Source organism: Nonomuraea longispora, from assembly GCF_004348345.1.
GTDB lineage: Bacteria > Actinomycetota > Actinomycetes > Streptosporangiales > Streptosporangiaceae > Nonomuraea > Nonomuraea longispora.
In genome coordinates this window covers 56,270-81,435 of record NZ_SMJZ01000007.1, presented here as the reverse complement: position 1 = coordinate 81,435, position 25,166 = coordinate 56,270, and the positions used below count along the sequence as shown (strand labels likewise).

At 71.2% G+C, this 25,166-nt stretch carries 22 protein-coding genes; 12 read left to right on the top strand and 10 right to left on the bottom strand.

Annotation, left to right across the window (positions count from 1 at the left end; translation table 11 throughout):
- Positions 1–83: 83 nt before the first annotated feature.
- The gene (locus E1267_RS46155; RefSeq protein WP_181957739.1) at positions 84–305 is read left to right on the top strand and encodes a hypothetical protein; all 222 of its coding nucleotides are present in this window, start codon (positions 84–86) and stop codon (positions 303–305) included.
- Entirely contained in the window at positions 302–715 is a 414-nt protein-coding gene (locus tag E1267_RS03755) for a RidA family protein (protein WP_342774767.1), read from the top strand. Before E1267_RS46155 ends, E1267_RS03755 begins: the two co-directional genes overlap by 4 nt.
- Positions 716–1,001: 286 nt before the next feature.
- Here the strand turns inward: E1267_RS03755 and E1267_RS03750 are convergent, their stop codons facing one another.
- The gene (locus E1267_RS03750) at positions 1,002–2,396 is read right to left on the bottom strand and encodes a cytochrome b (protein WP_132329777.1); all 1,395 of its coding nucleotides are present in this window, start codon (positions 2,394–2,396) and stop codon (positions 1,002–1,004) included.
- Positions 2,397–2,603: 207 nt separating this feature from the next.
- Entirely contained in the window at positions 2,604–3,761 is a 1,158-nt protein-coding gene (locus tag E1267_RS03745) for an acyltransferase family protein (protein ID WP_132329775.1), read from the bottom strand.
- A 187-nt stretch (positions 3,762–3,948) separates the two neighbouring features.
- Here E1267_RS03745 and E1267_RS03740 point away from each other — a divergent pair, with 187 nt between their 5' ends.
- Positions 3,949–4,338 (top strand): GntR family transcriptional regulator, encoded by a 390-nt coding sequence (locus tag E1267_RS03740; RefSeq protein WP_132329773.1) that lies wholly within the window; start codon positions 3,949–3,951, stop codon positions 4,336–4,338.
- Positions 4,335–5,453: a DUF1648 domain-containing protein gene (locus E1267_RS03735; RefSeq protein WP_132329771.1), complete on the top strand. Its 1,119-nt coding sequence runs from the start codon at positions 4,335–4,337 to the stop codon at positions 5,451–5,453. Before E1267_RS03740 ends, E1267_RS03735 begins: the two co-directional genes overlap by 4 nt.
- Positions 5,454–5,538: 85 nt before the next feature.
- Here the strand turns inward: E1267_RS03735 and E1267_RS03730 are convergent, their stop codons facing one another.
- Together E1267_RS03730 and E1267_RS03725 are read right to left on the bottom strand one after the other, a co-directional pair.
- Positions 5,539–6,828, bottom strand: coding sequence for an erythromycin esterase family protein (locus E1267_RS03730; RefSeq protein WP_132329769.1), 1,290 nt, complete (start codon positions 6,826–6,828; stop codon positions 5,539–5,541).
- Positions 6,829–7,091: 263 nt separating this feature from the next.
- Positions 7,092–8,246 (bottom strand): hypothetical protein, encoded by a 1,155-nt coding sequence (locus tag E1267_RS03725; RefSeq protein WP_132329767.1) that lies wholly within the window; start codon positions 8,244–8,246, stop codon positions 7,092–7,094.
- A 207-nt stretch (positions 8,247–8,453) separates the two neighbouring features.
- Between E1267_RS03725 and E1267_RS03720 the strand changes: the two genes are divergently transcribed.
- On the top strand, positions 8,454–9,920 hold the full coding sequence (locus E1267_RS03720; RefSeq protein WP_132329765.1) for a flavin monoamine oxidase family protein: 1,467 nt from the start codon (positions 8,454–8,456) through the stop codon (positions 9,918–9,920).
- Between the two features lie 19 nt (positions 9,921–9,939).
- Here E1267_RS03720 and E1267_RS03715 read toward each other — a convergent pair whose 3' ends face one another.
- Genes E1267_RS03715 through E1267_RS03700 form a run of 4 tightly spaced genes read right to left on the bottom strand, consistent with a single transcriptional unit; the run spans position 9,940 to position 15,360 of the window.
- Positions 9,940–10,182, bottom strand: a complete 243-nt coding sequence (locus E1267_RS03715; protein ID WP_132329763.1) for a hypothetical protein — start codon at positions 10,180–10,182, stop codon at positions 9,940–9,942.
- A 17-nt stretch (positions 10,183–10,199) separates the two neighbouring features.
- Positions 10,200–12,455, bottom strand: a complete 2,256-nt coding sequence (locus E1267_RS03710; RefSeq protein WP_246063417.1) for a hypothetical protein — start codon at positions 12,453–12,455, stop codon at positions 10,200–10,202.
- Positions 12,452–14,056: a peroxidase family protein gene (locus E1267_RS03705; RefSeq protein ID WP_132329761.1), complete on the bottom strand. Its 1,605-nt coding sequence runs from the start codon at positions 14,054–14,056 to the stop codon at positions 12,452–12,454. The genes E1267_RS03710 and E1267_RS03705 overlap by 4 nt, the downstream gene beginning before the upstream one ends.
- Positions 14,057–14,058: 2 nt before the next feature.
- Entirely contained in the window at positions 14,059–15,360 is a 1,302-nt protein-coding gene (locus tag E1267_RS03700; protein WP_132329759.1) for a cytochrome P450, read from the bottom strand.
- A gap of 205 nt (positions 15,361–15,565) precedes the next feature.
- On the opposite strand from E1267_RS03700, the gene E1267_RS03695 reads away from it, so the two are divergent.
- Complete coding sequence (locus tag E1267_RS03695) at positions 15,566–16,546, top strand: acyl-CoA desaturase (RefSeq protein ID WP_246063416.1); 981 nt, start codon at positions 15,566–15,568, stop codon at positions 16,544–16,546.
- A gap of 31 nt (positions 16,547–16,577) precedes the next feature.
- Here E1267_RS03695 and purU read toward each other — a convergent pair whose 3' ends face one another.
- Together purU and E1267_RS03685 are read right to left on the bottom strand one after the other, a co-directional pair.
- A complete protein-coding gene (gene purU / locus E1267_RS03690; protein ID WP_132329755.1) occupies positions 16,578–17,459 on the bottom strand; it encodes a formyltetrahydrofolate deformylase in 882 nt (293 codons plus the stop codon).
- 58 nt (positions 17,460–17,517) lie between these two features.
- Complete coding sequence (locus E1267_RS03685; protein WP_220449326.1) at positions 17,518–18,399, bottom strand: methylenetetrahydrofolate reductase; 882 nt, start codon at positions 18,397–18,399, stop codon at positions 17,518–17,520.
- A gap of 490 nt (positions 18,400–18,889) precedes the next feature.
- Here E1267_RS03685 and E1267_RS03680 point away from each other — a divergent pair, with 490 nt between their 5' ends.
- The 6 genes from E1267_RS03680 to E1267_RS03655 all read left to right on the top strand — a co-directional run bounded on the left by E1267_RS03680 (position 18,890) and on the right by E1267_RS03655 (position 25,161).
- Positions 18,890–20,689 (top strand): ATP-binding protein, encoded by a 1,800-nt coding sequence (locus E1267_RS03680; protein WP_220449325.1) that lies wholly within the window; start codon positions 18,890–18,892, stop codon positions 20,687–20,689.
- Entirely contained in the window at positions 20,686–21,363 is a 678-nt protein-coding gene (locus E1267_RS03675; protein WP_132329753.1) for a response regulator, read from the top strand. The genes E1267_RS03680 and E1267_RS03675 overlap by 4 nt, the downstream gene beginning before the upstream one ends.
- Positions 21,364–21,638: 275 nt before the next feature.
- Positions 21,639–23,039: a syringate O-demethylase gene (desA, locus tag E1267_RS03670; RefSeq protein ID WP_132329751.1), complete on the top strand. Its 1,401-nt coding sequence runs from the start codon at positions 21,639–21,641 to the stop codon at positions 23,037–23,039.
- Positions 23,040–23,134: 95 nt separating this feature from the next.
- Entirely contained in the window at positions 23,135–23,482 is a 348-nt protein-coding gene (locus E1267_RS03665; RefSeq protein ID WP_132329749.1) for an extradiol ring-cleavage dioxygenase, read from the top strand.
- 3 nt (positions 23,483–23,485) lie between these two features.
- The gene (locus tag E1267_RS03660) at positions 23,486–24,328 is read left to right on the top strand and encodes a class III extradiol dioxygenase family protein (protein WP_132329747.1); all 843 of its coding nucleotides are present in this window, start codon (positions 23,486–23,488) and stop codon (positions 24,326–24,328) included.
- A 125-nt stretch (positions 24,329–24,453) separates the two neighbouring features.
- On the top strand, positions 24,454–25,161 hold the full coding sequence (locus E1267_RS03655) for an alpha/beta fold hydrolase (RefSeq protein WP_132329745.1): 708 nt from the start codon (positions 24,454–24,456) through the stop codon (positions 25,159–25,161).
- Positions 25,162–25,166 lie beyond the last annotated feature (5 nt).

The following is a 25,166-nucleotide window of genomic DNA, read 5'->3' as shown; positions in this document are numbered from 1 at the left end:
CCTACCGTGGCCCCTCAAGGACAATACGGCGACGACGGCCCGCGCTACGCGACCGACGTCGGGGGCGCGGCTTGTTCCTCGGAGTGGATCTGGTCGAAGACCGGGCCACCAAGCGTCCTGCGGCTGAAGCGGCAGCGCGCGTCGTGGAGCTGGCCCGCGAGGATGGGGTGCTGCTGTCCCGGGACGGCCCTCACGACAACGTGTTGAAGATCAAACCGCCTTTGGTGCTCAACCGCGCGGAGGCCGAAACCGCCCTGGCGATCTTGGACCGAGCGCTCACGCGCACAAGCGGAGTCACCACATGAAAGGCCCGACAATGACGGCAGATCGAGTCGTTTTCACACCCATTCAGCCACCTGACGCCCCTCCTTCGCTCGGGGGATACGTCCAAGCGCTGACCGTGACCGGCGCCTCCCGGCTGGTTTTCGTCAGCGGACAGATTCCCGAGTCCCCCGACGGCCACGTACCTGATGACTTCGAGACGCAATGCCGGACCGTGTGGAACAACATCCTGGCGTGTCTGGCCGGCGCAGGTCTTGACGCATCCAGCCTGGTGAAGGTCACCACGTTTCTCTCGAAGCGCGAGTACGCCGACGCCAACTCGGCGATACGCCGCGAGATCCTCGGCGATCACCACCCGGCACTGACGGTGATCATCTCGGAAATCTTCGACGAGCGATGGCTGCTCGAGATCGAAGCCATCGCGGCCGGCTGATGGCGATCAAGCGGCTGGGCCGACGTCGGCGAAGTCGACCTCCTTCAGCAGGGGATCGAACGGGTCGGGCTGGCGGTGTAGGTCGTCGGTGGCGTAGGCACCGAAGCGGCCGATGTGGGCACGTAGGCAGGGCGAGATCTGGCCGAGCTGGTCGGCGGTGATTTGCCAGCCCTCGGCAGCGGGGATGCCGAGGTCGACTGTGGGGTTGCGCGTTCTTCCGCTTGCCCGTCGCCGCCTGGACGCGCCGCAGCACCGCCCGCATCACGGCGGTGTCGCCGCCCCCTGCCTATGCTGACCGGCTCAACTCCCGGTGACGGTCGCGCTCTTGCCGCGCCGGCGCCATCCGCTCGTGGAATCCGCCCTGCGCGGATCGGATGATGATGCCCGTCTCCAGGCCGTGCTCGGCCACGTCGCGGTCCGACTGCTGAAGCGCGAGGCAGATCCACCGGGTGACGGCGAAGGCGACGACGGGCCCGATGACCACGGCGTATCGGAAGAAGATCGTCACGGCGTTGAGAGTGAGCTGGAACTGGTGGGCGAGCTGATCGTTGGCCGCGGCTGCCCACAGCAGACCGTAGAACGTGATCCCGGCGGCGGCGATCGCCGTCTTCACGGGCGTGTCGCGCGACCGGTCGAGCAGGTTCCGCGCGGGTGTCTCACGGGCTGTGCGGCGTGCGCTCTCGGGCCGGCCCAGCGCGTCACGGCGGCCGCGTCGCACCAGGAGGAAGCGCTCGGCAAGCGGATACGTGGCCAGCGCGGTGAAGAAGACCCCGGGTACCACCACCGTGGGAACGAGCACCGCGAGACTGAGCGTGTACGCCCCGAGGGTGAGCTCCCACGCGGGCATGATCCGAAGGGCGCCGTCAAGGAACCCCATGTACCAGTCGGGCACCGAGCCCGCCGAGATCTGCGTCGGCTTGGCCGGACCGTACAGCCAGATCGGGGCGATCTGGAACCCGAACCCGAGGATGATCAGCATGCCGAACGTCGCGGCCGCCATCAGCGGGCGGGCGCTTCGCCGCGCCGGCAGCGAGGCGACGAACCGCGAGTGGCCGTGGCGCCGCACCAGCAGTTCACGGGCGATCAGCAGCACGGCCATGACGGCCGCGAGCAGCAGGTGCCCGACGTACATGACCGGGATGACCGTGTCGCCGGGGAAGCCCGAGCCGAACAGCAGCGACATCACCCACGTGCCCACCACCGGGATGGACTGCACGACCGACATGATCAGCCACAGGCTCCCACCCGACAGCATGTCGTCGGGCAGGGCGTTGCCGCTCTCGCCCGCGAACATGCCCAGCGCCAGCAGCGCCACCCAGATCAGCCACTGCTGGATACGCGGGCGGCGGAACGCGCCGGTGAGGAACATGCGCAGCAACTGCAACACGACGGCCGCCACGAAGACGAGCGCCGACCAGTGGTGCATCTGGCGGATGAGCAGCCCGCCGCGCACCTCCAGGCTCAGATGCATGGTCGAGTCGAACGCCCGGCTGACGAGGAGCCCGCGCAGCGGGCCGTAGGAACCGTCATAGGTCACCTGGGACATGCCGGGGTCGTAGAACAGCATCAGTATCGCTCCGGTCACCAGCAGAACGACGAACGACCACACGGCGATCTCCGCGAACATGAACGTCCAGTGGGAGAACTGGAACGAGCGGCGTACGGTCGGCAACGAACGCATCTTGAGCCCCCTGACCTTGTCTACACACAAGACGCGATCGGGCCGGCAGGTGTGACGTCGGCAAGGGCCCGGGTGACCGTGAGCTCCGTCACCGCGGAGGGCCAGAACAAGGGACACCGCCGGTCCAGCGCCGTTGCGGGCGGGTGACGCGGCGGGGTGAGGGGTGGGGCGATGGCCTGTCGCCGGCCGTCGCCCCTTCTTACGGGTCTACAGCACCTTCTTGGCGCCCGGCAGGGCGCGCACCACGTACGCGGTCGCCCAGCACAGTGCCAGTCCGATGGTGGAGAGCAGCGCGGCCTTGGCGATCGCGGGCGCTTCCACCCCGCTCAGGGCGTAGCCCAGGGCGACCAGGACGGGCGGGTGGATGACGTAGACGGTGAAGGCGTGCGCCGACAGGAACCTGCGCAGGCGTCCCTGGCGGCTGAGGCGCTGCCTGAACAGCATCACGAGGCCGAGAATGATGCCGACGGCGAGCACCGATTCGGACAGGGCCGTCAGCAGGGACGGCAGGGTTCCGTGGCCGAAGCTCACCTCTCTGTAGGAGCTCACGACCCAGACGAGTGTGACCGTGGCCAAAGCCGCGGCGGCGAAACCGGCCCGGCCGGCCGCCTTGGGCAGGCTCTGCAGCCAGCCGCGCCGGGCCGCGACCAGCCCGACGACGAACAGCGCCGCGTACTGCGGCAGGTAACCGGGCGAGGGCAGTCCCAGCACCGTGACGCCCATCGGCACGATGATGCGCCACAGGTACGTCACCAGAGACAGCCCGGCGACGAACCCGGCGATCGCGGCGACGCCGGGCGCCCGGCCGGTGGCCGGGGTGGTTTCAGGCGTGCGCCGGCCCTGGCCGGTCAGCAGCCGCCACAGGACGTAGAGCGCGCTGAACACGAGCAGCACCTCGACGAACCACATCGGGCCCGGTGTGTACGCCGACAGGTAGTACTTCCAGTAGGGCAGTTCGGCTCCCTGCCGGGCGGCGGCCTCGCTGGCGGTGGTGTACCTGCCCATGGTCACCAGGGGACGGATCAGCAGCAGCCACAGCAGCAGCGGCACGCCCAGGCGCAGCAGCCGCTCGCGCAGGAACTGCCCGGCCCCCTTGCGGTCGTAGGAGCGCGGCACGAACAGGCCGGAGATGAGGAAGAAGGCCCCCATGAAGAACGCCTGGTTGAACAGCAGCAGCAGGTCCAGCAGCGCTCGCGAGGAGTCGGCCCCCGGTTCCGTGTAGTACCAGTCCGGGATGTCGCTGTAGGCGATCACGGAATGATGGACCACCACGAGCGCCATCAACGCGGTGCGCAGGTTGTCGACATGAAGGAGCCGCGAAGCGGTGGCGGGCGGCGCTGCCTGCTGGTTGACGGGCTGGGTCATCGGTTCGCCGTCCCTTCGGGGGATGCGGCCCGAGCGGTGTGCACGGGCGGGCCGGCCTTCCTCGTGGATAATCCGGTCCACGAAGTGAAGGGGAGGGTCGGTGTTGTCCGGTGGTTCTCTGCTTGCCGCATGAGGTTCCCCCTGAAGCAATGTGTGTTACTTGTTGTATAGCAGATAGAGTTACGACGTGCAGCTGACCCTTGACCTTGACAGCGAGGTTCCGATCTACCAGCAGATCCGGGACCGGATCGTGGAGGGGATCGCCAGACAGCAGGCGCGCGAAGGCGATCCGCTGCCTTCCACGCGGCAACTGGCCGCCGATTTCGGCATCAACTTCCACACCGTGAACAAGGCCTACGACCTGCTGCGACAGCAGGGCATCATCCGGATCAACCGCAAAAGCGGCGCGGTCGTACGGCGTGACGCCACGACCGGACCGCCCGAGGCGGCCTTCATCGACGACTGGGAGGAACGCGTGCGCGTGCTGCTGGCGGAGGCTACCGTCCAGGGCATGGACCGGCAGGACGTGCTGCGCCGGTGTGAGGCGCTGCTGATGAATTTCGAGGAGCACACGTGATCGTGATCCTCTGCGCCGGCCTGATCGCCATCGCGCTGGCCACAGCCCTGGCGGTGGCATTTCCCGCGCTGGCCAGGCCCACCCTGGCGTTCGGAGTGCGCGTGAGCGAGGAACGGGTGGACGATCCGGCCGTCATCGCCGCGCGTCGCTCCTACGCACGCTCGACCGTGGCGGCGGGCGCGCTCGTCGCCGTGGTCACGGTCCCGGTGCTGCTGGTCACGCGGTCCGCCGACGCGATCGGCGTCACCACGTCGGTGCTGGCGGTCCTGGACGTGCTGCTGTTCCACCGCGCCCATCGCATGATCCGCACCGCCAAGCTCACCGGAGGGTGGGCCGCCGAGCGACGTCAGGGCGTCGCCGTGGACACCACCTTCCGTACCGACCCGGTTCGGGTGCCCTGGCCGTGGGCCCTTCCCGCCCTGGCCGTCGTCCTGCTCACCGTGGGCGTCGGCTGGGCGCGTTACGGCACACTGCCGGCCACGCTGCCACCGCTGCTAGGGTACGCCGCCGAACCCGCGCGGCGTGAGCCCACGACCGTGCTGAGCGCGTTCCTGCCGGTGATCTTCCAGCTCGCGCTCATCCTGATCGCCGTCGCCTTGGTCCTGGTCGTGCTGCGGGCCCGCCCCGAGCTGGACGCCGCCCGGCCGAGGGGATCGGCCCGCCGCTACCGCGTCTACCTGCGCGGCACGGCGGTGATGGTGCTCCTGACCGCGGCCTGCCTCGACCTGAGCCTGCTGTTGGCGGCCCTGCGCTTGTGGGAGATCGTCACCCCTTCGGCCCTCTGGCAGGTTATCGTCTACGCCCCGCTCTTCCTGCCGGTGGGAGGCTGGCTGGTGTGGGAGGTCAAGGTGGGCCAGGCCGGGCACCGGCTGCCCGCTCTGCCGGGGGAGGAGCAGGAGGACTCAGGGCTCGGGCAGCGCGACGACGATCAGTACTGGTATCTGGCCGGCTCGATCTACGTCAACCGCCGCGACCCCGCCCTGCTCGTTCACGACCGTCTCGTCTCCTGGTCATGGACCCTCAACCTGGGCCATCCCGTCGCGTGGATCCTGCTCGGTGCCCTCGCCGTCGGCCTGGTCGTCCTGCTGGTGCTGGTGCTGCCTGGCGCCGACTGATCCGTCCTGGGCGACGCCGCGGCGTGCGGGCGACGGTCCGCACGCCGCGGTCGTCCGTACGGTGTCCAGGACCTTCGTACGGTGTCTAGGCCGTGAAGGTGGCGGTGTCGTCGGTCGTCGCCGTAGGGGTGCACAGGACCGCGTCGAACGACCGGGCGACGGGTGTGTCCATGGTGGCGCTCTGCGATCGCATGCTCCGCAGCGACGTGACCGCCGGGTCCGCCGAGCGCAGGTCGGTCAAGGTGATGTCGGTGGCCAGTCCGGCGTCGGCGAGGGCCCTCTCCAAGCTGCCCGGAGGCGGGCTGTCGAGAGGGACGGACGCGACGGCGAACCCGACCGGTGAGTCCTCCGCGGGCCAGACCATGTCGGGCACCTCGCCGGCGGTGTGGGTCAAGCCCACGGCGCGGTAGTGCCCGCCGAGGCCGCGGGCGAGGTGATGGCCCATCGGCAGGGCGGTCGGATAGCCGTCATAGGTGACCAGGGTTTTCTGGATGTGGTTGTTGTGCGCGACCATGACGACGCGTGTGTCGGGGTCGAGGCGGTCGAGATGCCACTGCAGGCAGGTGGCCATGTAGTGGTCGCGGACCGAGGTGTCGTCGGGCAGGCCCGTTCCGGAGAACAGGGTGTTCATGGCGCGCAGCATGTAGTCGGTGTGGCAGGCCGCCTCCAGGTGGCGTCGCGCGACGTCGTAGCTGTGCTGGTCGCTGCGGGCCACGTACAGGGGTTCGAGCGCGCGCATCCGCAGCGACAACCGGGCCAGTCCGGCCGTCAGGGACTCCTGGCCGGCGGCGTCGAGGTCCGCCCAGCGCGGGGCGGACGCGGCGGCCGAAGCGCCGGTGATCGCGCCGGCCGTACGCAGGACGCCGGCCACCATGCCGGAGATCCCCTCGTCGACCACGCGCAGGTAGTCGGCCACCGGGTCGAGGTCGGGCCGCAGGGTCAGGGTGTTGGGCAGGTCGATCCCGACGATCTCGACAGGACGGGACCCGCCGCGGTTGTAGCGGCGCAGCCATCGCAGCAGTTCCCCGAACAGGTTGATCGTGTGCAGGCCGGCCACCCCGGACAGGTCGCCCTCGTCGCCTTCGCCGGCCAGCCAGGGATTGACGGCCGCGGCCTCACCCGCGCCCATCTCGACCGCCACGGTCGTGAAACCGCAGCGTTCGAGCAGGTAGCGGAGCAGTCGCGCGCGGGCGAGGGCGAACTCCCGTACGAAATGCGCGCCCTCGCCGATCGCCACGACGCGGGCGCCTTCCACGACGGCGCGCAGGGGGTCGAGATCGTCCAGGCGCGGCTCGTCGGGGTCGAGGGTGTTCAGGACGGACACGTGCTGGGCCAGCGGATGGGCCGGACGCCCGGTGGAGGAGTGGGAAGACATGGTGGTAGTGCTCGTTTCTCTGCCGACATGATCATGGCCAAGAGCGCGCGGCAACACGCCGGAACGCCGTCTCAGTCGTGTGCGTCCGGGTGCCGCTGTTCGCGGGCTCGGTCAGAGAAACAAGCTGCCTGTGGGCATGTCGCCGATCTTATCAAGGGGCGGAACGGTCCCCGTCCGCGCCCGAAACCGGGGTCGCCAAGGCGCCGCGTGCTGCTCCGGCCGTCCCTCGGGCTCGGCCGGAGCAGGTGAACGTCAGGGACCGATCAGCTGGTGACGGGGCGTTCGGTCTGGCGGCGGCCCATGAAGAAGTAGACGCCGCGGTCGGTCTGCAGGGCGGTGTGGAACTTCGCGGCCTTGGGCTTGGCCGACGAGTTGGCGGTGACGATCGTGATGACCAGGTGCTTGACGTACGCGCCGGTGTAGATCTTGCCGTACGAGTAGCTCCTGTGAGCGCTGCTCCTGCGCCAGGCCACGTTCTTGTCGGCGGTGTTCTTCAGCTGCTTCGCCGCGTTCTTGGTGTCGCCGCTGGAGGGGAACGCCAGGATGATCTGCACCGCCTTGAGGTTCCCGCCGTAGGCGGTGTAGGCGAGCTGGACGGCGTTCTCGCAGTTGTTGTCGGCCATCACGCCTTCGGCGTCCACCGGGTCGCACGAGTCGTACGTCCAGCCGCCGACCTTGCGGGCGGCGTACTTCTCGCCTTTGAGGGAGAAGTTCCAGTCGCCGAACTCCGAGTGTTCCAGCGGCTCGTCCGCACTGCCGCTGGGCGTGCTGGACGGCTCCGGGGAATCGCTCGGCGTCGCCGACGGTGGCGCGGACGGTGGCGCGGACGACGGCGGGGCCGAGGTGGGCGGCGCGGACGGTGACGTGGTCGGCTGGGCGATGAGGGTGGGCGCCGGGCCAGGGGCGCCCAAGAAGGCGTAGGCGCCGTACGCGCCGCCGCCGATGAGGAGCCCCGACAAGACGACGATCACGCTGATCAGCACGGCTTTGTTGTTCCGGTCGCCCGGCGGCGGGGAACCGTAGGACGGGGCTCCCATCTGGTTGCCGTAGCCGTACTGTCCCTGGTTCTGCCCGTACGGCGGCTGACCCTGTCCGTACGGACCCGCGCCCTGGTCGTAGCCCTGTCCGTAGGGGCCTGCCCCCTGGCCGTACGGCGGTTGACCTTGCCCGTACGGGCCTGCGCCCGGTCCGTACGGTGGCTGACCCTGTCCGTACGGGCTCGCGCCCTGGCCGTACGGCGGTTGACCTTGTCCGTAGGGGGCCGCGCCCTGGCCGTGCGGCGGCGGTCCCTGGGCGTGCGGGGGACCGTGACCGGGCGGTGGGGCGCTCTGACCGGGTGGCGGCCCGTACCCCTGCTGCCCCTGGTGCCCCCAGGACCCATGGGGATCGGGTTGCTGGGGATGCGAAGGGTGTGCCATCAATCCATTGTGGGGCACATCCAGCCTTGCATGCTGCAATCGCCCCATTTTGGTGTCAATGGTGGGGTCGAAGTCCTGATCCACCGTGCGACCCCCAGCCGGAGCCACTCCATGGAGCACTTCTCTGCGGGTAGCATGGCTTTGCGTGACCATGGATGTGCTTTGCGTGACCGTGAAGGAGAGTGGATCCTGAAAGAGACAGCGCCCATGCCGCCGGAGCCGCTCGCAGCGGGAGCGCCGCGGCCGAGCCACGACCTGAGGGTGCCGGCCGAGGTGGTGGCCACGGCCGAGCAGGGGCTCGCCGGCGGAGGCCGGCCCCGCAAGCGCGTGCTCGTCATCGGGGCCGGGATGGCCGGGCTGGTCGCCGCCTACGAGCTGATGCGCCAGGGGCACGAGCCCGTCGTCCTGGAGGCCCAGCAGCGGGTGGGCGGTCGCGTGCTCACCCTGCGCGGCTTCGCCCCGGGCCTGTACGCCGAGGCGGGCGCGATGCGGATCCCCCGCGTGCACGACCTCACGCTCGCCTACTGCGCGAAGTTCGGCCTGACCCTGCGCCCGTTCGTCATGGGCAACCCCCGAGCCCTCGCCTACCTCCAGGGGGTCAGGACCACGCTGGGGCAGCTCAACGCCGATCCCGGGCTGGTCGACTTCGACCTGGCAGAGCACGAACGCGGCCGCACCTACGAGGATCTGTGGCGCACCGCGACGCAGGAGATCCACGACCTGTACGCGCAGGAGGGCGAGGACGCGCTCGACCGCATCTGCGCCGAGTACGACCGCTACTCCATCCGCAGTTTCCTGCGCGAGCGCGGGTTCTCCGAGGGCGCCATCGAGCTCTACGGCGTGATGAGCTTCAGGGAGTCCAACCTCAACGCGGCGGTGATCGAGCAGTTCCGCGAGATCGTCGGGCGCGCGTTCGAGGACATGCAGGAGATCGAGGGCGGCGCCGACCTGCTGCCGGCCGCCTTCTACGCGGAGCTCAAGGGGCACATCAGGTTCGGCCACGAGGTCACCGCCATCGAGCAGGACGATCACGCGGTCACCCTGCACGTCAGGACGGGCGCGGGTCGCACGTCGCTCACCGGTGACCACGCCGTCTGCACGATCCCGTTCTCGGTGCTGCGCGACATCGAGACCAGGCCCGCCTTCTCCCGCCGCAAGCAGCGCGCCATCCGCGAGCTCAACTACAACGCCTCCACCAAGATCCTCTTCCAGGTGCGTCGGGCGTTCTGGGAGCAGACCGACGGCATCGTCGGCGGCACCACGGTGACCGACCTGCCGATCCGGCGCATCTGCTATCCCTCGCACCCGGCTCCCGGCGAGGAGCGCTCGGTCCTGCTGGCCAGCTACACCTGGGGCCAGGACGCGCTGCGGTGGGGCGCGATGCCGCCGCACAAGCGCATCGACCAGGCCGTGGAAGACGTCGCCAAGATCCATCCGGAGATCCACGACCACTTCGAGTTCGGGGTCACGCACGCCTGGTACAACGACCCGTACGCGGCAGGCGCCTTCGCCCTCTTCGAGCCGCACCAGCAGAGCAGCCTGCACGACGCGATCGTCGCGCCCGAAGGTCGCGTGCACTTCGCCGGCGAGCACTGCTCGTTGTGGCACGCGTGGATCGAAGGCGCCCTGGAGTCGGGCCTGAGCGCCGCCCGCGCCGTCCACGAGGCCGGCTGAGCGCGGGGCCGCCCATGGGTCAGTGGCGCGCCCGGTCGGCGTAGCGCCGTAGGCAGGTCGCCGCCGCGGTCAGGTCCGCGGCGGCGGTGGCGCAGGCCGCGAGGTGGGCGTCGACCGCCTCACGCAGCCACCGAGGCGCGAAGCCGTCGGCCTCCAGCCTCGCCCCGATCGTCCGCAGGCGTTCGGCGCAGTCGGTGAGCGCGCGGGCGTCGGACTGCAGGATCTGGGCGTGGGCGGCGATCGCCGTGGCATCGGCCGGCATGGCTCCTCCGTACGGGGTCAAGGGGCGGGCAGGGGTACGGCGGCGTACTGAAGCATCTGGCGCGTGCCCGCCGACAGGCACAGCAGCGGGCGGGCGCCGTGGAGGCCCAGCTCGCGAAGCCGGTGAGCCAGCGGGTGCGCCGACCCCGGCCCCACGGCCAGCCGCAGGCGGGGGAGGGGGTGCAGCCGGCCAGGCCCGCGGCTGCGTACGCAGGAACGCAGCGTCTCGCCCGCCGCCCCCGGCGCGTAGCCGACCAGGTCGAGGGCGGGCGCTGGCAGGCCGGGGCCGAGCCGGCCGTGCAGGGTGAGCAGCCGGTTGCCGGGAGCGCCGGCGGCGACGCGCACGCTCCCGGAAATGAGCCCGAACTCCAGCGGGGCCAGCCACGGCTCGCCGCCCCACAATCGCGCACCCACGGCGTGGACGGCGGCGGCGTCGACCACCGAGCCAGCCAGGAAGGAGCCGGAACACCGCCGGTCGGCCCTCCGCAGCAGGTCCGGGCCCAGGAGCGGGCCCAGGAGCGGGCCCAGAAGCGGGCGCGGGCGGGCTGACGGGGGACCCCACGGGTCCGGTACGGCGATCCCGACGTGCAGCTCGCGGTAGCCGCCCGCGCTGGTGTGCCGGTTCCAGGCGGTGTGCACGGTGACGAGCGCGCGGCCCGCGACCCCGGCGGCCGGGCCGAAACCGCTCCCGTGCAGCAGGCGGGCGGCCGCGGCGGCGTCCACGGCGAAGTACGACGTCAGAGCGCCGCCGTCCAGGCACCTGATCGGCAGCTCCACCGGCCCGGCGGGGCCGTCCACGGCGTGGGCCGGCACGGAGAGGAAGGGAAAGCCGTCGGGGCGGGGCGCGTGGTCGAACAGCCGGTACGCCTGCGAGCGCACCACCGGCCCCCGGTACGCCGCGAGCCTCGCCTCCATCTCGTCACGGGCCTCGGGCAGGTCGTCGGCGAGGTTGGCGAGGTAGCGCTCGATGCCGTGGCAGAGCGGGAACAGGTGCGTGGCGTCGGAGTAGTCCACCACGTACCAGCCGGGGTGGGGGTCGACGCAGGCTCCGGCGCCCTGCCCGTCGAGCGTGGGGACGATGTCGTGCTGGTTGGTGACGCTGGCCACCCAAGTGCGGGGGTCGGCGGGCCGTTTGAAGTCGACGGGCGCGCCGACGGCGACGGCGTGGGTGACGGTGTGGCGGGCGCAGAACTCGGCGTCCTGGGCCAGGTTCATGATGGCCGCGCCGCCCGCGCTGTGCCCGACGAGGGCCACCTCGGCGCCCGGCGGCAGGCCGTAGTCGCGGACGGCGGCGGCCAGCGCGCGGCTGTACGGGTTGCTGTCAAGCACGGTGCTGCTGAAGGCGCCGAGCAGGTCCTGTGGTGAGTCGTGGTCGGGCCGCCCGGCCCGCATGCCGGGCGCCTGGACGACGTGCCGCACGACCCCGTCGGGGCCTTCGACGCTCTGGACGAGCACCCGGCCCGTCGTGCCGATCAGGCTGATGTTGCGCAGGAAGCCGAGCAGGGACGCCTCGGAGCCGAGCCGGGCGCTCTCGGCCGCGGTCAGGTCGGTGCGCCGCGCCGCGCCCGCCCCCGTGTCGAGCGCGGCGACGGCCCGGTTGCTGATGCCGGTGATCGGGTCAGCGGTGGCGCGGCCCTCGCCGGTCGCGATCAGCCAGGCGGTGCGGTCGTTCAGCGGGTTCTCGTCGAGGAGCGCCCGCAACGCGAGGACCTCGCCGAGGATCGGGGCGATCAGGCTGAGCGCGCGTACCGCGCCACGGTCCTTGAACAGGGAGCGCAGCGCGCGTACGGACTCCAGATCGCGGTCGGCGGCGGCCGCCTCGACGAGCCGCGCGATGAGCGGGTCGCGGGCCAGCTCGGGATGGTCGGTGGCGACGGCGGCGATCCGCAGCCGCAAGGACGTGGCCAGCACCCGGACGGCCAGGCTCTCCTGACCGGCGAGAGAGCCCAGCCGCGCCGCCAGGGTGCCCAGCCGGCCACCGTCGGGCGCGAACCCGAGCCCTGCGCCGTCGGTGAGGGCGCGCAGCAGGGCGCGGTGAGCCGGCAGGGCGGCCGCGGGGGCGTGGGGCAGGGCCGTGAGCAGGGCGCCGTCGGTCAGGGCGGCCGTGGCGTGGACCCCGGCCTGCCTGATGGCGACGGCGATGCCGACGAGCTCGCGCGCCGCCTCCCGCAACGACGCCCCGGCGGCTCCCGTCCGCCCGCTCGGCGTTGCGGAAGCCCCGCCCGCCGGCTCGTCCGCCGTCCTGCCCGGCGGCCCGTCCTTGGCCACGCTCACCGGTCAGGCCGCCGGGTCATGCTGATGAAACGGGGGCGCGGGTCCTCGGGGATGTTGCGGTGCAGGACGTCGGACAACGTTCGCGTGGCCGCGATGATCCGCAGGCCCTCGGGGGAGAAGGTCGCGGCGTTGAACACCCTCGGCGCCAGCAGGGGGTTGGTCAGCGCCTGGGAGAACGCGTCGATCGCGATGATCTTTGTGAGCAGTGGCGGGAGGATGGCGTCGGGGGAGCCGGGCTCCTCGGCGAACAGGCCGACGTACAGGTCGAGGTCGTCGACACCGCGGTAGAGCTCGCGCAGCGCGCCGCTGACCCGCTCGTCACCTGAGACCTGCTCGAACCGGCGTACGCGGGGGAAGCGGCAGTGCCGCCGGTAGCTGTTGTACGGCGCCAGGCCGAGCGCCCGCGAGTCGGCGATGCTCGCCACGTCGACCTCCCTCAGGTGGGGATCGGTGTTGAACAGGCCGATGCGCCCGGCGCGCTGGCGGGAGGCGTCCTCGAAGAGACGGCCGAGCCCGGGCCCGGGAATCAGCGCGCCGCCGGCCAGGGTCTGCGCCATCGGCAGCTCGCGACCGCCCACCTCCAGCCGGGAGGGGATCAGGCTGTGCCAGCGGTAGACCAGGTTGAACTCCACCGACGCCCAGTTCTCGCGGTGCCAGGGCGCGCGGGCCAGCATCGCCGTCAGCCGTGGATCCAGCGTGAACCGGAAGTGGTAGGGGGTGATGTGGTTGATGTACTCCTCGACCACCAGCTTGATCAGCAGCACGATGAGGACGTTACGGGCCGTCTGGAACAGGCGCTCGTCGTCCCAGCGCGGATGGCGTACGGAGAGCAGCCGTGCCACCCTGTTGTGCTCGCGCAGGAACAACACCGTGAGCATGGTGAACCCGACCTGGATGTTGCCCCGGTCGCTCCCGGTCGCGAACAGGGTGTCACGCTGCGCGTCGGTGAGCTCGTCGAAGCGGATCACGCTCAGCGGGGCGAACTCCGGCTTGGTCTTGCCGTTCTCGCACAGGAAGGGAGGGAACTCCCCGCCGTTGATGGTCTGGCTCTTGAGCAGGCCCCCGTCGAACGTGCGCAGCGCCGCCGCGGCCGTCTCGTCCAGGCCGTAGAGCTGGTTCAGGTCGATGTGATGGTTGGAGGTGTTCTTGCGGGGATCACGCGGGACGTTGGTGTCGCCGCGCAGGAAACCGTCGGTGAACCACTGGGCGAAGTAGGCGAACAACACCGTGGAACGCGGGCAGGGGATCATGGTCTCGCCGCGGGCGAACAGGTCGGCGGCCCGCTCGGGGGACGGCCGGTTCGCCTCGGGCACGGGGAGCGGGGGCAGGTGCCTGCCGCTGTAGGTGCGGTCGGTCAGCGAGAGCCACGAGGTGTAGCCGGCCATCGTGCTGAGCGGCTCGGGCCGGGGCGGCATCTCGCGAATCGCGCTGTCGATCAGCGCCGCGTTGAGGCGCCGCCGCAGCGACGGCACGGACTGCACGGCGTCCCAGAACGGCCTGCCGCCGGTCAGCGCCAGGAACCTGAGCCGGTTGACGACCCCGTCGGTGGCGGCGCTGCGCGCCCTGCTCGTCGTCCTGCCCGTCGTTCTGCCCGTCGTCATCGTCACCCTTCCTGGCCCGCGGGGCCGAACGCGAGAACGTACCGGTCGGGGAAGATCCCGGCCGATCTGGTGAGGACGCCCTCCGGCGGCGGGACAGGGCGTACGCCGGGGCGCAGCAGCAGGCGGCGTACGACCTCGCAGACCACCACGGCCGCGAGGTGCACGCCCAGGCAGGAGTGGTGGCCGTGGCCGAAGAACAGCCGGTGGTGGCGCGGCCGGTCGATGCGGAATTCGCCGGGCTCGGGCACCACGTCCGCGTCGAACATGGCCGAGGCCGGCGCGGCGAGCACGAACGTGCCCGCGGGGATGAGCGTGCTGCGCGGGGTGCCGGCGGCCAGGACGTGGTCCCGCTCGCACATGCGGGGCAGCAGCTTGAAGAACGGGTTGAACCGCAGCGCCTCCCACACGTAGGGGTCGAAGCGGGCGGGGTCGTCGGCGGCCTCGACGGCCCGCGCCAGCACCTGCGGGCGCAGAAGCAACTGCTCGACCGCCTCGGCCATGGCTCCAGGCCCGCTCTCGACGAAGCCGAGCGGCAGGCCGGCCATGTTGACGACGATGCGCTCGTCGTCGAGGCCGAGCCCGGGAGGCAGGCTCGTGCGGGTGAGCCGGGTGAAGACGTCGTCGGGCAGGTCGTGCCCGGCCCGCAGCGCCGCCCGGAGCCCGGCGAGCCGGTCGCGCAGGTAGGCCGTCAGCTCCGCGCCCGCGCGCACCGACTCCTCCTGGATCGCGGGGTCGCCCGCGTAGTTGGCGAAGCCGTCGGTGACGATCGCACGCGTCCACCGCGACAGGGTGCCGGGACCGGGGCCGGGCAGGCCGAAGTAGTGCGCGCACACGCCGAGGGCGACGTGGCGGAACAGCGCGTGAACGGCTTCGATCCGGCCGTCCGGCAGCGCGGCGTCGAGGGCCTCGTCGGCCAGCCGCCCCGCGAGAGCGCGCACGCGCACGGCGTCGCCCGGGTCGAGCATGACCCGCATCAGGCCCTTCTCCCGCCAGTTCATCGGGGTGGCGTCCCTGCCCAGCATGTAGGGGCCGTTGAGGGCGGCGTCGAGGCGCGGCCCGAAGGCGCGTACGGAGAACACCGACTCGTGGGAGAGCACCTCGCTCACGTCGGCGAAGCGCGTCACGACCGTGAAGGCGGGCGTGACGAAGATCGGCCGCCGCTCGCGCAGCTCGGCGAACATGCTGCGCCACTCGGTGCGCATCCACTGCTGGACGAGCCCGAACGCCGCCATCGGATCGCGGGCCAGCGCCTCGTCGTATCTCTCCAGATGGCCGCTCGTCGTCGCCTGATCGGCAGCACCCATGCCGTTTGCCCACCTTCCGCTGAAGCCGGAACGAACAGAGATCATCACGTTGTGTAGCCACAATCTAGACAGGATGTGGCTGCTACCGTCCGGAGTGTTTTGACTCCACTTGGTGATGTGCTCGTCACTCCCAGGCCATAGCCGCAGGCCCGCGGCCCGGTCATCAATGGGGAGGCCTGTCGTCCTCACCGATCACGGAGGCACTGTGAACGCGTCACCCACCCCGCGGTCTGGCTCGGGCACGGCGGAGACGGTGACGCTCACCACCGGCCGCCGCGCGGCCTACCTGGTCGTCCTCGTGGTGATCCCCATCCTGCTCCTGCTCCTCGCCGTGCCCGCCGTGTGGGGATGGGGCATCGGCCCGCGCGACCTGGTCATCGCCGTCGTGATGTACCTCGTGAGCATCTTCGGCATCGCCATCGGCTACCACCGGCTGTTCACCCATCGCGCCTTCAGGTGCCGCAGGCCGCTGCGGATCGCGCTGATGCTGGCCGGCGGCATGGCGGTCGAGGGCCCCGTCTCCCTGTGGGCGGCCGAGCACCGGCGCCACCACAAGTACGCCGACCGCGAGGGCGACCCCCACTCCCCGTGGCGCCACGGCGACGACGGCTGGGCCCTGCTGCGCGGCATGGCGCACGCCCACGTGGGCTGGCTCTGCACCGCGCGCCTGCGCTCCAGCCGGCGCCACTGGGTGCCGGACCTGCTGGCCGATCCGGACGTTCGGCGCTTCGACGCCGCCTACCCGGCCGTCGTCGTTCTGTCGTTCGCGCTGCCCGCCGCGGCGGGCGGGTTGTGGTCCATGTCGTGGGAGGGCGCCTGGTCGGCGTTGTTCTGGGGCGGACTGGTCCGCTACGCCGTGGTCCACCACGTCACGTGGTCGGTCAACTCGATCGCGCACACGTTCGGCGAGCGGCCGTTCCTCACCAGGGACCGCTCGTCGAACGTGTGGTGGGTGGCGATGCTGACGCTGGGCGAGGGCTGGCACAACTGGCACCACGTCGAGCCGGCCTGCGCCCGGCACGGGGTGCTCAAGGGCCAGCTCGACCCGAGCGCGCGGCTGATCCGCTGGTTCGAGCGCGCCGGCTGGGCGTACGCCGTGCGCTGGCCCGACCCCGCCCGCCTGAACGCCCGCCTGAACGCCCGCCTGAACGCCCACCTGGACGCGCGCCGCGCCGACCCCCGCTGAGCAGCGGGAGACGCGAAGGCGCCGGCGCCGGTCAGTGCAGGACCACGGTCTTGTGGCCGTTGAGCGCCACCCGGTTCTCGGTGTGCCAGCGCACCGCCCTGGCCAGCGCCCGGCACTCCACCTCCCGCCCCAACGCGACGAACTCGCCGGCGCTGAGCGAGTGGTCCACGCGCGTGATCTGCTGGTCGATGATCGGCCCCTCGTCGAGGTCGGGCGTGACATAGTGCGCGGTGGCGCCGACGAGCTTGACGCCGCGCTCGTACGCCTGCTGGTAGGGACGCGCGCCCTTGAAGCTGGGCAACATCGAGTGGTGGATGTTGATGGCCCTGCCCTCAAGGTGCTTGCACAGCTCGGGGGAGAGGATCTGCATGTAGCGGGCCAGCACGACCAGGTCGACGCGTTCCTTCTGGACGAGCTCCAGCAGCCGGGCCTCGGCTTCCGGCTTGGTCGCGGGCGTGACCGGGAGGTGATGGAACGGCACGTTGTAGTTGTCGGCCAGCGGCGCGAGGTCGGGATGGTTGGAGACGACGGCGGCGACGTCCAGGTTGAGCTCTCCGACGGAGGTGCGGTAGAGCAGGTCGTTGAGGCAGTGCCCGAACCTGCTCACCATGATCAGCACCCGCTGCCTCTCGTCGGCGTCCTCCAGGCGCCAGGTCATCCCGAAGCGCGACGCGACGTGCGCGAAGTCGCGCCGCAGGCCGGGCACCGGCAGGGTGAGACCGTCGGTGTGGGCGAACTGCACGCGCATGAAGAAGGTGTGGCTGTCCGGATCGTGGAACTGCCGGCTCTGCACGATGGTGCACTGCCGGTCGAAGAGGAACCCGGCGACGGCGTACACGATGCCCGGCGTGTCCGGGCAGGACAACATGAGGACGCACTGCCCGGCGGAGCGGGCTGCGGCTGCGGCGGTCATGGTCGGGCTCGGCTCCTCACTGGTGGGTCGGTGTCGTCGGCGCGGTGCCAGCGGGTGGTCATGTGAGGTACCCGGCCCTGAGCAGCATGCCGCGCCGCCACGACTCGGTCTTCTCGAGCTCGTTGAACGTGAAGAGGTGGAAGCCCGCGAGGTTGCCCTCCGGGTCGCAGACGCGGGGGGCGAGCCGCTCGACCAGCCGGTCCGGGCTGTACCCGCCGGGCAGGAAGAAGCGCCACAACAGGCTCTGCTGCTTGTTCAGGAAACGGGCCGACTGCCCGAGCCCGAGGCCGGCGGAGATGCGGATGAGCTTCTGCCGGCTGACGGCCCCGGGCAGGCCGACGTGGATCGGCAGTCCGACGCCGCGTTCCTTGAGCCGCCGGGCCCAGGCGGAGATGGTCGCCGCGTCGAAGCACAGCTGGGTGATGACGTGGGTGGCGTACCTGGCCTTCAGCTCGATGGCGCGGTCGATGAGTTCCTGGCGGATGCTGCCGTGGCCCTCGGGGTAGCCGCCGATCCCGATCCGCCGGAAGTGATGGCCGTTCGCGTCGAGCGCCTCCAGGAGGGAGAGAGCGTCGGGGAAGCCGCCCGCGGGCCGGGCGACGTCACCCGCGATCACGAAGATGCCGTCGATCCCCGCCTCACGCAGCTCGGTGACGAGGTCGGTCAGCTGCCGCCCGTCCCTCACCTGGCGGGCGGCCAGGTGGGGGGCGACCGAGTAGCCGTGCCCGGCCAGCCGCCTGGCCAGGTCGACGGTGGCCGCCAGGCCCTTGGCCTCGGTCGTGGTGACGGTCACCGGGATGGTACGCGGCACGTACGCGAGCACCGCGTCCTCGGTGCCGCGGAACGGCATGACCTCGTAGCTGACGGTGTTCAGCGCCTGGGCGAGCGCCTGCCGGTGCGCGGGCGCCGGGCCGGGGCCGCCGACCCGCAGGCTGCTCATCGTGCCCGGCTCTTCTCACGCGCGGCCCGCGCCGTGGAGGAGCCGGCAGCGGGGGCCGGAGGTGCAGGAGGCATGGTGAGGGGACCTTTCGTCAGGGCAGGCCGGCCGAACGGGAAGCGCGATCGTGCGCGTGCCCGGCCGCCGTACGCGGACGCCGGGAGGGACACCGGACACCGGCATCCGCAACCGACAGTAGATTCCGGCGCGGCCCAGGGAATGACGCGGATGACGGCACTTGCGCCTGCGGTCGTCCTAGCCGGAACGCGACAAGTGACGTAGGGCGGATGACCGGCGGAAGGCGCGTGCGGCACGCGGCGTCCCCGGAGCGGGGCGAGGGTGCTTCGCGCTGTGTCGGCCGCTGTGTCGGCCGCTGTGTCGACTGCTGTGTCGACTGCTGTGTCTGACTGCGGTGCCGGCGTCTACGTCAAATGGTGTATCCCCGCAGGCCGTACCGGTGGAAATAGTGCCGTTGCCCTGGAACGGGGGCATCATGGGGATCGGTGACGTGGCGTACCAGGACCGGCCGGAGCCAGCGAGGAGGGCGCCCGCGATGGTGGACGACGTCAGGTCCGGGCGGCCCGCCGGGCCGGCGCCGCGCGGGCGCCGGCCGCTCTGCCCGGAGGCGCTGCTGGAACAGATGCCCGACGGTCTCGCGGTGATCGACGCGGACGGGCGGTTCGTGCAGGCCAACCCGGCGGCGCTGTCGCTCTGCGGGCTCGACGCGGCGGACGTCGCCGGCGCCGCGTCCCCGTTCCCGCCGCGGCACGCGGACGAGGACGGCGAGGACCCCGGGGCCGAGACGGTCACCGTGTGGGAGACGGAACCGGGGCCCCGCCGCGAGTTCGCGTACCGGATGAGCCGGCTGCCCGGCCGCGACGAGCGCATCGTCGCGTTCCGCGACGTGACGGAGAGCCGGCGGCACCAGCGCAGGCTCGCCGCGATCGCCAGCGCGGCCAGCCGGGTGGCCGCCAAACGCTCGCTCGGCAGCACGCTGGAGGCCCTGGCGAAGGAGGTGCTGGAGGCCGACGCCCTGGCAGGGGTGCAGATCCTGACGGTCAACGCCACCAGGGAACGTTTCCAGGTCATGGGCACCGCCGGGTTCAGCCAGGCGGACAACTTCTTCGACATGCTGCTCGAATGCCGGGAGTCCGGCGCGGACCTGCGCATGATCGACGCGTTCACCTCGCGGCAGCCGGTCGTCGTGCCCAACCGGTACGCCACGATCATGTCGGACCCCGCGTGGCGGGCGCTGAAGGACTACATGCGCTCGCCGGAGTGGGACTGGTTCGCCAGCGTGCCGCTTATGGTACGCGGCGAGCCCGTCGGCATCCTCAACGCTTTCTTCGCCCCTGACCAGGAGATCGGCAGGACCGCCCTCGACTTCCTGCTGGCCATGGCCGAGCAGGCGGCGCAGGCCGTCGACTACGCCGCCCTGCTGGAGCGCGAGCGGGAGGTCGCGCGGCGCGAGGAACGCCACCGCCTGGCCCGCGACCTGCACGACTCCGTGGTGCAGCAGGTCTTCTCGATGGGCATGCAGGCGGAGTCGCTCAGCATGCTCTCCGGGCGTGACACGGTCGTCGACTCGGCGTACGTGATGCGCGTGGCGGGGGAGCTCAGGCACGTCTCCAAGGCGGTGCTGAGCGATCTGCGGGCCATGGTGACCGACCTGCACCCCATGCCGCTCGCCGATCAGGGGCTGTCGGCGGCCCTCGACGCGCTCGCCGAGTCGACGATGGGCAGGACCGGCCTCGACGTGCGGGTCACCATCGCCGACCTGCAGCATGAGCTCGACGACCTGGAGGCCGAGCTCCGCGAGGACGTCTACCGCATGATCGCCGAGGCGCTGCACAACAGTGTCAAGCACGCGCAGGGCTCCCTCGTCACGATCAGCCTGGGGGTGACCGGGCGCCGCTCCCAGCGGTGGCTGAAGGGCGAGATCGCCGACGACGGGTGCGGTCTGCCGGCGCAGAACGCGGACCTGCCGGGGGAGGAGGGCGGCTTCGGCATGACGGCGATGAAGGAGCGCGCCGGCCGGTGGGCCGGGCACCTGTCCATCCTGTCCAGCCGGGACGAGGGGACCACTGTGCGCTTCGTGCTCCCGCTGCCGCCCTCGCTGCCGACGGGGCTGCACCGGGACGTGTTCGTCCCAGCCAAGGCCGCAGCCGAGAACGCAGCCGAGAACACAGCCGGGGACGTCTCCCAGGACGCCGCCGACGTGCCCGCCGACGACCCCGGGGTCGAGCTGCGCCCGTTCACGATGCCGCTCATGAGAACCGCTGAGGAGCCATGACATCCCCCTCGGAGAACAGCACCATCGGAGTCCTGGTGGTGGACGACCACGCCGTGGTCCGGCGCGGCGTCGTCGCCTATCTCGACGCTCTGGAGAACGTCGAGGTCGCCGGTGAGGCGGCCAACGGCCGCGAGGCGGTCGACCTGCTGGAGTCGCTCAAGGTGAGGCAGCAGCCGCTGCCCCGGGTGGCGCTGATGGACCTCATGATGCCGAAGATGGACGGCGTCGAGGCGACCGCCGAGATCGTCAAGCGGTTCCCCGCCGTCCGCGTGGTCATCCTGACCAGCTTCGGGGAGGTCGAGCGCATCCACGCCGCGCTGGCCAACGGCGCCGCCGGCTACCTGCTCAAGGACGCGGGTCCGTCCGAGGTCGCCGCCGCGATCCACGCCGCGGCCAACGGCGACGTCTATCTGGACGCCGCCGTGGCGCGGCGGCTGGCCCAGAAGATGCGCGCCCCGCACAGCGGCGTCGCGGGACTGACCAGCCGGGAGCGCGACGTGCTCGTCCTCATCGCGGAGGGCCGCTCCAACCGTGAGATCGCCGCCAAGCTGGTGATCAGCGAACGGACGGCGCGTACCCATGTGAGCAACCTGCTGGGCAAGCTGGGGCTGCACTCGCGGACGCAGGCGGTGCTCGTCGCCATGCGTGAAGGGCTGGTCGACCCCCCGCGCTGAGCGTCGTGTCCCTCCCGTCGGGGACGGGCGGGTCACGCCTGGCCGCGGACTACGTCACTTGTCGTAGGAGGCCTAGGACCGGCACCCCCTCAAGAGCCGTCAATTGCGCAATCCGTGCCCCGGCAGGCGCTGCGTAACATCCAGGTCAGGCCGCCATGACCAGGCCCCCAGCGAACGCCCACGTGCACGGAGCTCAGCGCACGCGCGTCGCCCCGCGCGCCTCTTCCCGGGCGCGGAGACGCCTCGCGAGCAGCCCCCAGTTAAGGAGACACCCCATGTCCGGCAAGAGCCTCCAAGACATCCTCAACGGCGTTTCGACCAACGTGGCGGATCATCTGCGCAACCTCCCGGCCGGGCCGAACGTCTATCCCGGGGTTCCGCCGGAGTACACGAACTGGCGTGACGAGCAACTGGCCTGGCAGCAGACGTGCGTGCTGTTCAACCAGTCGTTCCACATGGCCGAGCTGCTGGTCGAGGGGCCCGACGCGCTGAAGCTGCTGTCCTACCTGGGGGTCAACAGCTTCGCGAGGTTCCCCGTCGACACCGCCAAGCAGTTCGTGCCGTGCACCCCCGACGGCTACGTCATCGGCGACGGCATCCTCTTCCACCTGGCGGAGAACACCTTCAACCTGGTCGGACGCATCCCCGCACTCAACTGGGTGCGCTACCACGCCGAGACCGGCGGCCATGACGTCACGGTCACGCTCGACGAGCGCTCGGCGGCCCGCCCCGACCCGTTCAACCGCACCCACTACCGGTACCAGATCCAGGGGCCGAACGCGGTCAAGGTGATCGAGAAGGCGACCGGCGGGCCCGCGCCCGAGCTGAAGTTCTTCCACATGACGACGATGACCATCGCGGGCCGGCAGGTCCGCGCGCTGCGTCACGGCATGGCGGGGCAGCCCGGGTACGAACTGTTCGGGCCGTGGGCGGAGGGCGAGGAGGTGCACCAGGCGCTGGTCGAGGCCGGCGAGGAGTACGGCATGCGGCTGGTCGGCGGGCGCGCCTACTCCACCAACACGCTGGAGTCCGGCTGGATCCCGTCGCCCCTGCCGGCGATCTACACCGGTGAGGCGCTCAAGGCGTACCGCCAGTGGCTGCCGGGCACCTCCTACGAGGCCGCGGCCTCCATCGGCGGCAGCTTCGTCTCGGACGACATCGAGGACTACTACCTGACGCCGTGGGACCTCGGTTACGGCTCGTTCGTGAAGTACGACCACGACTTCGTCGGGCGTGGGGCGCTGGAGGCCAAGGCGGCCGGCCCGCACCGCAAGAAGGTCACCCTGGCGCTGGACAACGCCGACTTCCTCAAGGCCGTCAACACCCAGCTCGAACGCGGGCTGCCGGCGAAGTGGTTCGAGTTCCCCTCCGCGGTGTACTCGATGCACCCGTACGACCTGGTGAAGGCGCACGGCGAGCCGGGAGGGATCTCGACGTGGATCGGCTACAGCGCCAACGAGCGCAAGATGCTGACCCTGGCGATGCTCGACGAGGAGCACGCCGAGCCCGGCGCCCAGGTGTCGCTGGTGTGGGGCGAGCCCGACGGCGGCTCGAACAAGCTCACCGTCGAGGGTCACGGCCAGGTCGAGATCAGCGCCACCGTGAGCCCCGTCCCGTACGCGGAGGTCGCCCGGAAGATCTACGCGGACGGCGGCTGGCGGGCGGCCTCGGCCTGAGCCGTGCTGAGCCGACGTGCCGAGCCGGCACTGTCAAGTCGGCGCTGTGAAGACGGCGCTGTGAAGACGGCGCTGTCAAGACAAGGGAGAAGCCCATGGGCGGGGAACCGGACCGGATACCTGACACGCCCCTCCTCGACCGCGAACGGCAGCTTCGCGGTTACCGGATGAACAAGATGGCCATGGGACTGGGCGACCCGGCCAACCGCGCGGCGTTCAAGGCCGACGAGCCGGCCTACCTGGACCGGTTCGGCCTGAACGAGGAGGAGAAGGCCGCGGTCTTGTCGCGCGACTGGAAGGAGATGGTGCGCCTCGGCGGCAATCTGTTCTTCATCCTGAAGATCTCTGCGGTCGATCCCGTGCGGATCACCGAGATCGGCGCCCACCAGGCCGGCATGGACCACGAGTCGTTCCTGCGGGACAGGCTCGGGAAGAAGGTGTGAGTCGTGGCAAGAATCGTCGGGGGGCTGGGAACCTCGCACGTTCCCTCGATCGGGGCGGCGCTGGACAAGGGCCTGCGCGACACGCCCGAGTGGAAACCGTTCTTCGACGGTTACGTGCCCGCCCAGGAGTGGGTGCGCGAGCAGCGGCCGGACGTCGCGGTCGTCGTCTTCAACGACCACTTCAACGCCCTGTTCCTGGATCGGGTGCCCACGTTCGCGGTCGGCTGCGCCGCCGAGTACCACCCGGTGGACGAGGGTTGGGGGCCGCGGGCCATCCCTCCGTTCGAGGGGGCGGCCGACTTCGCCTGGCACCTGGTCGACACCCTGGTGGACAACCACTTCGACCCGGAGATCATTCAGGAGATCAAGGTCGACCACGGCCTGCAGGTGCCCATGGAGCTCTTCTGGGGGAGGCCGCCGGAGGCGTGGCCGGTGAAGGTCGTGCCGATCTTCGTCAACGTGCTGCAGTACCCGATCCCGCGGCCGGACCGCCTCTACGCGCTCGGCGAGGTGCTGGGCCGGGCGATCGCGGACTACGACAGCGACGAGAGATTCGTGGTGCTCGGCACCGGCGGCCTGTCCCACCAGCTGCAGGGCGCCCGTGCCGGGTTCGTCAACCCGGATGCCGACCGGCGTTTCCTCCAGGACATCGCCCACGACCCCGGCAAGCTCGCCGGCTGGAGCAGGGAGCAGTACGTCGAGACCTTCGGCGGGGAGGGGGCCGAGCTGATCATGTGGCTGGTCATGCGGGGCGCGCTCGACCCGGAGGTCGTCGTCAGGCACCGGCACTACTTCGTACCCGCCTCGATGACCGGAGCCGGGATGATCGTCTTGGAGAACGCATGACCAGGCCGGCCGCACAGTCGACACCCGCAGTCACACCGTTCGGCGCGCCCGCGGGCAGGCACGTGATGGGGGCATACTGCACAACAGCCTCCTCGCTGCTAGCCCGGTGAGAGGATGGTGCACCAGTGAGCACCTTCGTGCTGGTCCACGGGGCCTGGCACGGCGGCTGGGCGTGGCAGCGGGTGGCCCCGCTGCTGCGCGCCGCCGGCCACGACGTCCACACCCCCACCCTGACCGGCCTCAGCGACCGCGCGCACGTGCTGCACCCGCAGGTCGGGCTCGCCACCCACGTCCAGGACGTCGTGGCGCTCATCGAGGCGTACGACGCCCGCGACGTGGTGCTCGTCGGCCACAGCTACGCCGGGCAGGTCGTCTCGGGCGTGGCCGACCGCGTCGGTGAGCGCCTGGCCAGGCGCGTGCACCTCGACGCCTTCGTGGGCGAGGACGGCGAGGCAGCGATCGACCTGCTGCCCGCCACCGTTGCCGGGCACTACCGGGAGTCGGTGGCCGGGCCGGGGTTCGGCTGGCTGATCCCCGTGCGCTCGCTGAGCGTCCTGGGCGTCACCGAGCAGGCCGATCTCGACTGGCTCACCCCGCGGCTCACCCCGCACCCGTGGCTCACCTACACCGAGCCGCTGCGGTTGAGCGGCAAGGGGGAGCAGGTCCCGGCGGCGTTCGTCGAGTGCACCGACTGGATGCGGGTGTTCACGCCGCAGGCCGAGCGGGCCGCCGCCCGCGGCTGGCCGGTCCACGAGATCGCCACCGGCCACGAGGCGATGGTGACCGCGCCGGGTGAGCTGGCGGAGCTGCTGCTGCGGGTCGCCGCCGCGTGACGCGG